Genomic DNA, 209 nt, shown 5'->3' on the forward strand with positions numbered 1-209 from the left:
GGCAATACCTCCACCGCAGCGACTCAGACGATCACCCTGGATAACGCGGCACCGTCTGCGGTGACCATCACCACGCCAATTGAGACGGATGGCATTGTCAATGCGGCCGAAGACAACGATGTGCTGATTGCGGGGTCGGGTGCGGAAGCAGGCAACAGTGTGACGGTAACCATCACCGACAACAATTCCTCAGTGAGTCGTACGGTAAC

Annotated in this window: 1 protein-coding gene; it reads left to right on the forward strand. The window is 57.4% G+C overall.

Going from position 1 to position 209, the window contains the following annotated elements; translation table 11 throughout:
- The coding region (locus CWB99_RS23345; protein WP_138686239.1) for a hypothetical protein at positions 1-209 on the forward strand (209 nt) is incomplete at both ends.

This window comes from Pseudoalteromonas rubra, from assembly GCF_005887095.1.
In the GTDB taxonomy this organism is placed as follows: Bacteria; Pseudomonadota; Gammaproteobacteria; order Enterobacterales; family Alteromonadaceae; genus Pseudoalteromonas; species Pseudoalteromonas rubra_E.